The organism is Pseudochryseolinea flava (assembly GCF_003286915.1).
In the GTDB taxonomy this organism is placed as follows: Bacteria; Bacteroidota; Bacteroidia; order Cytophagales; family Cyclobacteriaceae; genus Ohtaekwangia; species Ohtaekwangia flava.
In genome coordinates this window covers 62,903-73,841 of the sequence record NZ_QMFY01000024.1, presented here as the reverse complement: position 1 = coordinate 73,841, position 10,939 = coordinate 62,903, and the positions used below count along the sequence as shown (strand labels likewise).

General features: G+C 42.9%; 11 protein-coding genes. 2 read left to right on the top strand and 9 right to left on the bottom strand.

What is annotated here, in order from left to right; translation table 11 throughout:
- Positions 1-88 precede the first annotated feature (88 nt).
- The 7 genes from DQQ10_RS26235 to DQQ10_RS26205 all read right to left on the bottom strand — a co-directional run bounded on the left by DQQ10_RS26235 (position 89) and on the right by DQQ10_RS26205 (position 6,348).
- Entirely contained in the window at positions 89-328 is a 240-nt protein-coding gene (locus DQQ10_RS26235) for a hypothetical protein (protein WP_112749921.1), read from the bottom strand.
- Positions 329-832: 504 nt separating this feature from the next.
- A complete protein-coding gene (locus tag DQQ10_RS26230) occupies positions 833-1,546 on the bottom strand; it encodes a hypothetical protein (protein ID WP_112749920.1) in 714 nt (237 codons plus the stop codon).
- A 96-nt stretch (positions 1,547-1,642) separates the two neighbouring features.
- Positions 1,643-2,011 (bottom strand): iron chaperone, encoded by a 369-nt coding sequence (locus DQQ10_RS26225; RefSeq protein WP_112749919.1) that lies wholly within the window; start codon positions 2,009-2,011, stop codon positions 1,643-1,645.
- Positions 2,012-2,039: 28 nt separating this feature from the next.
- A complete protein-coding gene (locus DQQ10_RS26220; protein WP_112749918.1) occupies positions 2,040-2,579 on the bottom strand; it encodes a hypothetical protein in 540 nt (179 codons plus the stop codon).
- Between the two features lie 25 nt (positions 2,580-2,604).
- Positions 2,605-3,267 (bottom strand): hypothetical protein, encoded by a 663-nt coding sequence (locus tag DQQ10_RS26215; RefSeq protein ID WP_112749917.1) that lies wholly within the window; start codon positions 3,265-3,267, stop codon positions 2,605-2,607.
- Between the two features lie 57 nt (positions 3,268-3,324).
- Positions 3,325-3,894, bottom strand: coding sequence for a hypothetical protein (locus DQQ10_RS26210; protein ID WP_112749916.1), 570 nt, complete (start codon positions 3,892-3,894; stop codon positions 3,325-3,327).
- 111 nt (positions 3,895-4,005) lie between these two features.
- A complete protein-coding gene (locus tag DQQ10_RS26205) occupies positions 4,006-6,348 on the bottom strand; it encodes a glycoside hydrolase family 3 N-terminal domain-containing protein (protein ID WP_112749915.1) in 2,343 nt (780 codons plus the stop codon).
- A 152-nt stretch (positions 6,349-6,500) separates the two neighbouring features.
- On the opposite strand from DQQ10_RS26205, the gene DQQ10_RS26200 reads away from it, so the two are divergent.
- On the top strand, positions 6,501-7,769 hold the full coding sequence (locus DQQ10_RS26200; protein ID WP_112749914.1) for an MFS transporter: 1,269 nt from the start codon (positions 6,501-6,503) through the stop codon (positions 7,767-7,769).
- Between the two features lie 184 nt (positions 7,770-7,953).
- Here DQQ10_RS26200 and DQQ10_RS26195 read toward each other — a convergent pair whose 3' ends face one another.
- Entirely contained in the window at positions 7,954-8,649 is a 696-nt protein-coding gene (locus tag DQQ10_RS26195) for an OmpA family protein (RefSeq protein ID WP_112749913.1), read from the bottom strand.
- Positions 8,650-8,809: 160 nt separating this feature from the next.
- Here DQQ10_RS26195 and DQQ10_RS26190 point away from each other — a divergent pair, with 160 nt between their 5' ends.
- Positions 8,810-9,766, top strand: coding sequence for a GDSL-type esterase/lipase family protein (locus DQQ10_RS26190; protein ID WP_112749912.1), 957 nt, complete (start codon positions 8,810-8,812; stop codon positions 9,764-9,766).
- Between the two features lie 13 nt (positions 9,767-9,779).
- Here DQQ10_RS26190 and DQQ10_RS26185 read toward each other — a convergent pair whose 3' ends face one another.
- Complete coding sequence (locus DQQ10_RS26185) at positions 9,780-10,871, bottom strand: SGNH/GDSL hydrolase family protein (protein WP_112749911.1); 1,092 nt, start codon at positions 10,869-10,871, stop codon at positions 9,780-9,782.
- Positions 10,872-10,939: the final 68 nt, after the last annotated feature.

Below are 10,939 nucleotides of genomic sequence, written 5' to 3'. Positions count from 1 at the left end.
CGTTAAGAAAAAAATCATTAAAAAACTCTTCCGAAAAACACTAGCTTAGAACCATCAAATCCACGCAGCTAAAAGGTGGGTCAGATCATTACCGAAATAGGTGGGTCACACTTAGCGAAATAGTCACCTTCGCTTGCATGTGCCACGCCTTGCTGTAAATCGCATACGGATCATAACCACTTTCCTCCTGCCAGCGCATCCGTCGGTGTAGCGATCCCGACCAGTGTAACACGCGTTCGTCAAAGCTATAGGATGGATAAATACTTATCCAAAACTGATCCTCATCATCCAACAGATCTTTAACCCAATCTGGAATATTGCCAGTCATATGCAAACAGTTATTTCTTTTTCCCCGCAGAAACTTCTGCAGGCCGAACCTTTATAAAGTCTTTAACTACGTTGAATGTCAGTGAATCTGTGGAGATTTAACGGTTCAAAAATCTCACTTCCCTACCATTATAATTCCAGCCGATTCCTGCTGTTTTATTACCTATGTATTCATGATATAGCTCGCTGCTAACTGACGGGAGTAACGGCAGACTAGCATCAACGAAAATATTCGGGACAAGCTGTTTGCCGCTGATTGTGATTAGTCTAAAATCAGATATTAAAAAGCTCGTTGTTTTCTCCAAATACTCTACTTGAACACTTTCCAAAGGCTAACAGTCAAAGTGTTATCAGCCAAAGACACCGTGTGAAGATCACGCGTGCGATTTCATGTTGAACTTTTCTCTTCTGGGCCGAGGTAAAGTATGTCCTCAAATTTTATCTGCGGTCTGTGCCAACGATATTTCCGTCAGAAGAAAACTATAAAAAAAACAATGAACGATCTTCATTTCACAAGTCCTAGATCTAACAAAATTGGATTTTTTACTGGACTAACCTGTGCGAGGTCGTCGACAAGTCCCTCGACAACCATCATCGCATTTTTAAAATCTACTGACTCAGGATTATTCCTGCTTACTGCTCTATGTTGATCCAGTACATATTGTGCGATTTTTTCATATTCGGGGTTTCCTGCAAGCTTAGCGATAATCATTTTTCGATACCAATGAAAGCGCGCTGTTGAAATTGGAATACCCGCATGAAACTTATCGAAAGGGTTGTTGACGAATTCATTTAATACGATAATGTTCATAAAATATTCCAAAAAGGGTACTAATATATTTTCATATTGATTTATAATCTGTGGAACTATACTGTCAGTTTCCTCACGCGATCTAACCTCGATTTGATAATTTGAATTCAAACTCTTTGTCTCTACGCCAATCGTGTGTCGTGGAATATTTGGGTGAAGTCTGTCACGATACTTTAAAATGAAATCATCGATAATCGAAAAAGAGACATAAAATCCTACTGAGGCATAAAAGGTATTGCCGCCTCTATTTTCTCCCGTTCTTAGGAAAAGAAACGCTTTATCTGCGTTAATTAACCTAGTCATCTCAAGAGACACATCGCGAAAAGTCTCCCTGTATCCTCGCTCACCAAAATGCTGGCTTGTGGCAGAAAATAATATATTTTGAAATTCACTGAAATCCGTTACCATGTGCTGTTAATTGGCTATTTTCCAATGTTATCGTCAAACATTCATCATCGTCACGAACATCATTTGATAGTTGTCCTTTTTACACTATAGCTGTGATCACTTCGTCTTCGCTTTCTTATCCGCAGCAACTTCCTTCAACCGAACTTTTATAAAGTCTTCAATCACATCGAACGGTAATGGCTGAGAATTAGGAAATTTAACTGTCCCCTTGCCGCCATCGAATGCCGCCAAAGATTTTAGTTTTGACGAACGTGGAAATACGCTCACATGTTCCTTGAACGCTGCATACCAAATCACAACGCCGTCCGCTATTCGAAACGCAGGCATATTGTAACTAATCACTTCTTCCGCTTCAGGTATTTGCTTCTTGATAAACGTTCTCAGCTTTTTAATGATACGTTGTGAATCTTCGGGAAGCGATTCAATGTAATCTTTAACACGTTCGAATTTTTGTGACTTACTCATACGCAGATTTTTTTGTACTAGTTTGTGATCAATAGCGCGGTGGTAGATTCATTGTGCGCGCCTCTATTCGTACACTGTCCGAGACAAGCTGAAATGTCGTATCCGAAATATAATATTTGTAACGTCGACAATAAAGTCTTACAGCATCAGCGAAGGGACTACTCTTGATTACTTTATCATGCTCGGCCGCGAGCAACCGACCTTCACGCATCACGGCGCTATCCATCGCAGATTTCGGTTTTGATGCACTATTAAACAAATCAAGCATCCCCGAATCCAACGTAATCACCAATTCATCGCGATCGATTTGCCAGAGACAACTAACGGGCGCATGAAGTAAGCCAATGCCAGGGAAATGAATCGTTCCTGTGGCGGTGCTAAAAATCATGGCTATCGCCGTATCGCGATTAGCAACGTCGACTCGCTGAATAGCCAACGACTTCCCATTCAATTGAATATCTACGACGCCCCAAATTTGTGTCGGGATTCCCTGGCGTTCCTCCTGCGTATTGGTTCGACAGGATATCAAAATCGATGTACACAAAAGAAGGAAGATATACCGCGGCATAGTTTTATTTATAATCTTAAGACCGTCAAGTCAATCCGATGACATCTGAAACAATATATAAAATTACAGCCAACGTAATCATCACGGCACTGATCACCATCATTTGTTTCCCCTGGCTACGAACATTATCATCGTAAGTAAAAATCCGTTGACCGTTAGGAAGAATTTTTGTTGATTTATTCAAATGCCATCCTGTAAACAAGCCAAAGAAACCACCGAGGAAAGCAAATGCATATCCAAGTACAATCCACCCCGACCAGATTGGTGTCGGTTTGGCTAGCAGTGTAATGCGTTCTTCTTTCAGTTGATGAATACGCTCATCGCTAACTTTCTGTCCTCGATCAGCTAAAATCTTTCTAGCAAGCACGTAGTCAAATTCGTTCCACTCATCAGCCTTTGCAAGAACGTCAACCAACTCATTATCTGAAAAACCGAACAGATAGTGATCCTTTTCAACGTCCGTCACTACGCCCTCATTAAGTTGCCGCAGTATCACGTCAACCTTTGCAAAATCTTCCGGCTGTATTTTAACAGAGAAATTCTTTTTATAAGAATTCTTGCCATACAGTCCATCCAAGCTATCGCGATCGCTCGTGACCAGATATTTGATTTGATGTTCCTCCAGGATTTCTACCAGTGCATCAACTTGCTCTTGGTCTGTGTATTCTTTGTAGGTGTTGTATTCCATGAACTTAAAAAAACAAAATAAACAAATCTATTTTGACTACGAATAATCACCGGCTCACTACAGATCTTCGATCGGTAGAGGTAACTCATACTTTACGGCCTTTATCTTAACATCTGCTGAGTTCAACCAAAGCGTATCGCCCACTATCTGAAAATCAAAACTACGGCAATACGTTTTTTCAGCATCCGCAAATGCGTGATATTCCCGATTTTTCTGCGCTGCGACAGATGCCTCATCAGCGTCGATCGAATCACCAGTCAAAGTGTCAACGTTAAAGTCGAGATTACCCCGTAAAGCAAGAAATGGTTGAGATGTATCTATATTGATAGCGACACTATCGTTCCGAATTTCCCAAAGACATTCAAATCTTAAAATTAATCCCGCAGCAGGAATGCTTACGTTTTTTTTATCTCCTTGAACTTTAAAATAAATGTCTTGTAATTCTATTCCATTGCGATCGATGATTCGCACTGACGGATGTCCAAAAGAAAGCGGCTTTCCAAACGCCTCTCCTCCGATAAGATTCCAAGTGTTTTCTGTTAACCGCTCTTCTCGACCGCTGCATGAAAACATGACGATGATCAAGACGCTAACAACAACAAAGGAAACACTTTTCAGTTTAGCCATAAATACACACAGGTAGTAGGTTAAAACGGAACCCAATCAAAGATAGGCAGAAAAAATAACTGCCCGCCATCCAGAGACAACGGGCAGTAACACGTCTGTAAACTTGTATCCTTATTGCGTCACCGTAAAGACAACTTTTTTCAAATCCTGATCACGGGATGACGTTCCAACCATTACCTCAAATTCGCCGGGTTCAACAACATATTTCATATTAATATCATAGAAAGAAAGTTTTTCAGGCGTAATCTCCAACTCGACAGTTTTTGTTTCTCCTGGTGCGAGCGAGATGCGTTTGAAATCTTTCAGTTCTTTCACGGGTCTTGTCACGGAACTAACTTTGTCACGGATGTAAAGCTGAACTACTTCATCGCCCTTACGTGCACCTGTGTTCTTAACATCCACGGCTACTTTCAAACTTTCTCCCATCTTTATTGATCCACTTGATAGCCTTGGTACAGACAGTTCAAAGGTTGTATAGCTCAGTCCGTAGCCAAACGCAAACAGCGGGCTTACATCATCGAATAAGTATCCGCGACGCGCAGCAGGTTTGTGATTGTAATATGCAGGAACGTGACCAACAGAACGAGGAATGGTGATCGGCAATTTTCCACCGGGGTTGTATTCTCCAAAAAGAACATCCGCTACGCCACCGCCCATTTCTTGTCCGAGATACCAACACTCAAATACAACCGGGACTTTATTGATAAGATTGTTAAACGATAGAGGACTTCCATTGAACACAAATGCTATTACTGGTTTACCTGTTGACACCATGGCATCGATGAGTTCATTCTGACGACCAATCAGATCAAGATCAGTGCGATCGCCCATGTGATTCGCAGCCCAAGCTTCACGCGATACTTGCTCATTCTGACCAATGGCCAGAACAATAACGTCTGAAGTTCTGGCCACCGCCAATGCTTCTTTGATTTGTTTTCGATCATCTTCGGGCGTTGGCGCTTCTACTTTGTCGTTACTCCAACCGCTTGTCGTTGTAATCTTACATCCTTCACTATAAGTAACTTTTATTTTGTCGCCAGCTTTTTCTTTGATGCCGTCTACAACAGTCGTAAAGAAGACAGGTTCACCACTATATCCACCTAATAAAACGCGATTGGCGTTTGGTCCAACCACGGCAATGCTTTTTATTTTGGAAAGATCGAGCGGTGCGATGTTGTTTTCGTTTTTTAAGAGCGTAATAACCTCACGCGCCGATTGCCGCGCCAACACACGTTGCTCGGCGTTACCAACATAGGCCTTCGCTTTTTCTGCATCAACATAAGGGTTATCGAACAGACCCATTCTGAATTTATATTCTAGCATTTTTCCGACAAGCTCATCGATCAGCGACTCTTGGATGAATCCGGCACCGACGAGCGAATCAAGATCACGGAAGCAATCAATTTCCGGTAGCTCTATATTTACACCAGCTTCGATCGTGAGCTTAGCCGCATCGTTGTGCGTAGCCGCGACGTGATTTCCAAACAGGCCTTCGCGATCGTTCAACTCACGAACAGCATAATAATCTGAAACTACATATCCTTTGAATCCCATTTCGCCACGCAGTACATCGCGAAGCATCCATTTGTTACCATGGGAAGGAACACCGTCTACTTCATTATATGATGCCATGAGACTTCCAGGCTGTGCGCGCTTCACTACTTGTGCGAAAGGATAAAAGAAAACTTCACGAAGAACACGTTCAGATACATTTGCCGGTGCAATGTTAGAGCCTGCCTCAGGCCATCCATGTCCAGCCATATGTTTTAGTGTCGATACTACTTTGTCTCCACTTTTAAAAGTGCCATCACCCTGAAAACCTTTAACAGCGGCAACGCCCATTTCTCCGACGAGGTACGGATCTTCACCATATGTTTCTTCTACTCGTCCCCAACGCGGATCGCGTGCAACATCTACTACCGGTGCGAGCACCTGATGCGTGCCGCGAAGACGTGCTTCTTTACCGACGACTGCAAAAATCTGTTCAATTAAATCAGGATTGAATGTCGCTGCCAAGCCAATGGGTTGCGGAAAACTCGTAGCGCCTTTCGCAGCGTGTCCGTGTAATGCTTCTTCATGATAGAACACTGGAATACCAAGGCGAGTCTCTTCGATAAAATATTTTTGAATAGCATTTGTCAGCAATGCGTTGTCATAGGGTGTTAATCCACCATTCGTATCGCTGGGACGCCCTACCTGCCCCAGGCCATTTGGAAAGTTCTTTTTCGCTTTTTCGATATCGAAGTGGCCCGTGCTGTCGAGCAGAAATTTGGCTTTATCGTTCCAGACGCAATACATCTGGGCTATTTTCTCCTGGCGTGTCATACGGCCCAGAAGGTCGCTTACCCGCTCTTCTACAGAGAGTTCCGCGTTTTTATAGGCGGGAGAATCGGACTCTTTTTTGGCACAACCGATGAGGATAAAGAAGCATAAGGAGGTGTAAAGGTATCGCATATTATAGTCATTTGGACCATAAGTATACAGGAAATATTGTACATTGCAATCGTTGCAGAATAAATTTTGCCACACAATAAGTGTTGCAGATGAAAAATTTTACCATCATCTTCAACCCCGCTTAAAACCTTATATAACCTATTTTTCATAATATGACACAAGGGATTCAACGATCAAGTCTATTCTGGGCAAGTTGCCTGGCGCTTTTGGTGACATCACTTTCTTTCGGTATTCGAGCAGGAATACTCGAACGATTAGGAACAGAGTTCAATTTGAGTACAGAAGAACTCGGTGTTATCGCATCCACCGTATTTCTTGGCTTTCCACTCGCCGTGATCATAGGCGGATTTTTGGTAGACATTATCGGGATGAAGCGTTTACTTATCCTTGCCTTTGCTTTTCACTTACTCGCCATTATACTTACGATCTTTGCTAACGGATATTGGACGCTTTTAATATCGACGCTTCTCATCGGGATCGCGAACGGTACTGTTGAAGCGGCGTGTAACCCTCTCGTTGCAACGATCTATCCTGAGAATAAGACAACAAAACTCAACCACTTCCATTTGTGGTTCCCTGGCGGTATAGTTATCGGTACACTCATCGTTATGGGCTTTGATGAGCTTGGCCTAGGATGGCAGGCGCAAATGGCCACCATGTTAGTGCCAACGGTGATCTATGGATTCCTTTTCTCAAGACTTAGTTTCCCTGTTACCGAACGTGTTGCATCCGGCGTTTCAACGGCGGACATGTATAAAGCTGTGGCAAGTCCATTATTTATCTTCATGTTCCTTTGTATGTTCGGAACAGCCATCACAGAATTGTTTACCAATCAATGGGTAGGACTTCTCCTCGGTAATGTGATCGACAATGCACTGTTATTGTTGACCATCACAACGGGTATCATGGTGATCGGAAGAGCTTTTGCCGAACCTATCGTTCATCGTTTTGCACCGCAAGGTGTATTGCTTGCATCAGCGATTGTTGCTGCGATTGGTTTGTATTTGATGGCCACGACGTCAGGAAATATGTTGCTTGTAGCAGCATTGCTTTTTGGTATTGGCGTATGCTATTTCTGGCCAACAATGATTGGATTTGTCGCGGAAAATATTCCAAAGTCGGGTGCGGTCGGACTTAACTTGATGGGTGGTGCAGGCATGTTTGCTGTGTTTGTTTACACCTACTTTATGGGTGGAAATTATGATAAAATCGTGCTCAAAAATCTGCCAGCTGGCGCGGACCTGAAGGCATATCAAGCCGCTACGGCGGGAAGTACAGAGGCAGTAGCTTTTGCAAACGCACGCCTTGTTGCTGGGCCTGAAGTTATTAAAACAACACTCATCATTCCAATCATTTTGATTGTCGCTTTTGCGGGTCTTGTGTTCTATATGAAAGGACGCAAAAAGGAAACGCTGAGCTAGGTTCGATATTTACAACGTGAAGAGAAAGACCGTTAGCGATAGCGGTCTTTTTCATTTTCATACCCACCATATTCAGAAAGGAATATCAGTCTTACACCCTTCGCGCCAATCACAGACTTAATATAAAAAAAGAGCCTGTAACCGAAGTCACAGGCTCTATTAATGTCGTTAGACAAAGTGCGTGTTATTTAACCTCGCCGAGCTGACCTTTTTCAGCTTTCTTCTTCAACTTTTCGTTTGCAAAAATCGCTACTTCAACGCGACGGTTCTGTTGACGACCGGCCTCGCTCCCATTGTCACCAATAGGTTGATCGGGACCGTATCCTACATTAGAAGTACGTGAATTTGGAATGCCCAATGACTTCAGATAATCAGACACCGACTTAGCGCGTTTCTCAGATAACGTTTGATTGTATTCACGTTTACCCGTAGCATCGGTGTGTCCTTCGATGAGGATGTTCGTGTCTTCATATTTTTGAAGCACTTTTGCCAAATCCGTTAGATTTGTTTTGGACGTACCCGTGAGCTCAGATGAATTTGTCGCGAACTCGATGCCTCTATGAAACGTTATTTTGATACCTTCTCCGACACGCTCAACTTCAGCACCTTCCAGATCACGTTTTAGTTCTTCTGCTTGCTTATCCATATATCGTCCGATCAGATATCCGCCCGTTCCACCTACAGCAGCACCGATAATTGCTCCAACAGCCGTATTACCTGCAGCCTTTCCAATAGCCGCCCCCGCTGCTGCTCCACCTGCTGTTCCGACAATTGCTCCTTTCGTTGCTTTATTCATGTTTTTACAAGCACCAAAAGAGATCACAACAATCAGCAAGAGGTATATCCATGACTTGCCCTTCACTAGTTTTGAATTGTTCATATGTATTTACGTTTACTAAAATTCACTTTTGTTTAAAAAAATTACTTGCCACGACCGGTTTTAGAAATCCAAATTGCCCGTTAGCAACGTAACTAATCGTGAAATACGTTGTTAATAGCGAGAGTAGTATAAACGAACAGACAAACCACTGTTTTGATCGATGAAAAAGTTATTATTGATGGCGATATTCGTCAGTTTAACAAACAGCTTGATGGGGCAAGAAGTTATCGTAAAAGAGAAAGTCAAATTTTTAGCGCTCGGTGACTCGTACACTATTGGTGAAAGTGTTCCCCAAAGTGCCCGGTGGCCAGTTCAGGTGATCGACAGCATTAGAAAACGCGGCTTACAAACTTATGACGCAAAAATTATTGCGACAACGGGTTGGCGAACGGATAATCTAAAAAATGCGATAGATGCCGCGAACCTTACATCCGACTACAATCTTGTTTCGCTCTTGATCGGCGTCAATAATCAATATCAAGGTTATACTGCGGAAAGCTACGCGCCTGAGTTCGAGGGCCTGTTAACAAAGGCAATTGAACTTGCTGGAGGAATAAAAACGAACGTGTTTGTTGTTTCTATTCCAGACTATGGATATACTCCCTTTGGTAAAAGTATTCAACCCAAAATTAGTGCAGCGATCGATCAGTTCAACGCCGTGAATCAGTCCATAGCACAAAAAATGGGTGTCAAGTATTTCAACATCACAAGTATCTCACGTCGTGGTTTGAGTGAACCTGACCTTGTTGCTAACGATGGATTGCATCCCTCAAGTAAGATGTATACCGAATGGGCTGAACTCATCCTGAATGGCATCACATTGAAAAAATCAAATGATAGTGGAAGCGGAAATGATCCTGGTGAAGTTACCGGTGCTGATGACGAACGTTTAGGTTTGAACGTTTATCCCAATCCATTTAAGAACGAAATTATCCTCGAACATCTACTTTACCTTGAGCAACCTGTTGTCATCGAACTCATAGATTCGCGCGGGGTGATTGCCATGTATAAATCTATTCACCACATCGATCGCATCGCCCTAGATACTTCATCTTTTACACCAGGTATATACCACTACAAGATTGGTAACATAACGGGAAAGGTCGTTAAGAAGTAGTTTGACCGAAAGATCACCACCCCATCGTCTTGGCAAGGTAATCTGACAATTCTTTTGCTATCAGTTGATGCTCTTTTAAATCGGGATGTCCGCCGCAGCCACTATTAAAGCTTCTGGAATAAAAATACTTGCTAACATTTTTATCGCCTTGCTGTGCGACGTGCTCTACCACACCATTGATGTATTGCTTCAGTGCAGATTTCAATTTCTCGTCAGCCATCGGACTCGTTAGGCATACAATGTGCGCCTTTGGATAATGACTGCGAATGTCACCAATAAAATTTACATACGCTGTGCAGAATTTTGTTGAGTCTTGAACACCGTCGTTCTGACCAAGCGTCACGGTTACAACGTCGGGTTGATAACGACTAAAATTCCAGGGAATTGAATTCTCACGTTGATTGATTTTATCAAACACCTGAGGCATGGTGATGTTCATGTTGCAGCAACTCTGAATAAGTCCGATACCCGACACTGCTGATAAATGATATTGCGCTTTTAATGTCCGCGCAACGACAGGACCGTAACTCATGTAGGCATTATGCTGATCATACCATTGACCTTTGTCGCACGGCACACTGGATACATCAACACCAGAACCACAGGTAATTGAATTTCCAATGAATTCAATTTTTCGTGTTGGCTTCAACGGCATCGGTAACAGTCCCTCGCAAACAATGTTCAGGAGTTCGATGTATCCTATTCCAGCTTCGGTGTTTTTACAAATGGTGATGACGTGTTCCCCTGGTACAAGTTTGTCGGCAACTTTAATCTTATTCGTCTTCTCTTTTAGTTTATAGGTTACCGGCGCGCCGTCATCGATCGTTACGGCAATGGTGTTATGATTGGTGCCATACAACACTTCATCCAAAACAGTGATCGTACAATGCGTGCCCAGGAACTTCGCTTGAATATATACACCCGGTGCCCAAAATTTTGGTTTCTTAGGAATCGAGAAATCCACACGGCCGGTGTATTGAATAGAGCGGTGACTTGCGGGGAATACTTCGTTCTTTGCGGGTATAGGAGGCTGAATAACCTGCGCACTAAGGGCTAGCGATGCGAATAGTACAATCGCTGTGAGAATCAGTCTAGATGTAGTCATGCGTATTTATTTATGGAGACCGGAAAGGCGCTGTTGTTGGCGTAAGCGCTTATTCTATAATTTAAAAA

Excerpts from the sequence above, each read along its gene's own strand:
- DQQ10_RS26205 (WP_112749915.1), bottom strand. The coding sequence starts at position 6,348 with ATGCGATACCTTTACACCTCCTTATGCTTCTTTATCCTCATCGGTTGT.
- DQQ10_RS26215 (WP_112749917.1), bottom strand. The coding sequence starts at position 3,267 with ATGGAATACAACACCTACAAAGAATACACAGACCAAGAGCAAGTTGAT.
- DQQ10_RS26220 (WP_112749918.1), bottom strand. The coding sequence starts at position 2,579 with ATGCCGCGGTATATCTTCCTTCTTTTGTGTACATCGATTTTGATATCC.
- DQQ10_RS26190 (WP_112749912.1), top strand. The coding sequence starts at position 8,810 with ATGAAAAAGTTATTATTGATGGCGATATTCGTCAGTTTAACAAACAGC.
- DQQ10_RS26225 (WP_112749919.1), bottom strand. The coding sequence starts at position 2,011 with ATGAGTAAGTCACAAAAATTCGAACGTGTTAAAGATTACATTGAATCG.
- DQQ10_RS26195 (WP_112749913.1), bottom strand. The coding sequence starts at position 8,649 with ATGAACAATTCAAAACTAGTGAAGGGCAAGTCATGGATATACCTCTTG.
- DQQ10_RS26235 (WP_112749921.1), bottom strand. The coding sequence starts at position 328 with ATGACTGGCAATATTCCAGATTGGGTTAAAGATCTGTTGGATGATGAG.
- DQQ10_RS26185 (WP_112749911.1), bottom strand. The coding sequence starts at position 10,871 with ATGACTACATCTAGACTGATTCTCACAGCGATTGTACTATTCGCATCG.
- DQQ10_RS26200 (WP_112749914.1), top strand. The coding sequence starts at position 6,501 with ATGACACAAGGGATTCAACGATCAAGTCTATTCTGGGCAAGTTGCCTG.
- DQQ10_RS26230 (WP_112749920.1), bottom strand. The coding sequence starts at position 1,546 with ATGGTAACGGATTTCAGTGAATTTCAAAATATATTATTTTCTGCCACA.
- DQQ10_RS26210 (WP_112749916.1), bottom strand. The coding sequence starts at position 3,894 with ATGGCTAAACTGAAAAGTGTTTCCTTTGTTGTTGTTAGCGTCTTGATC.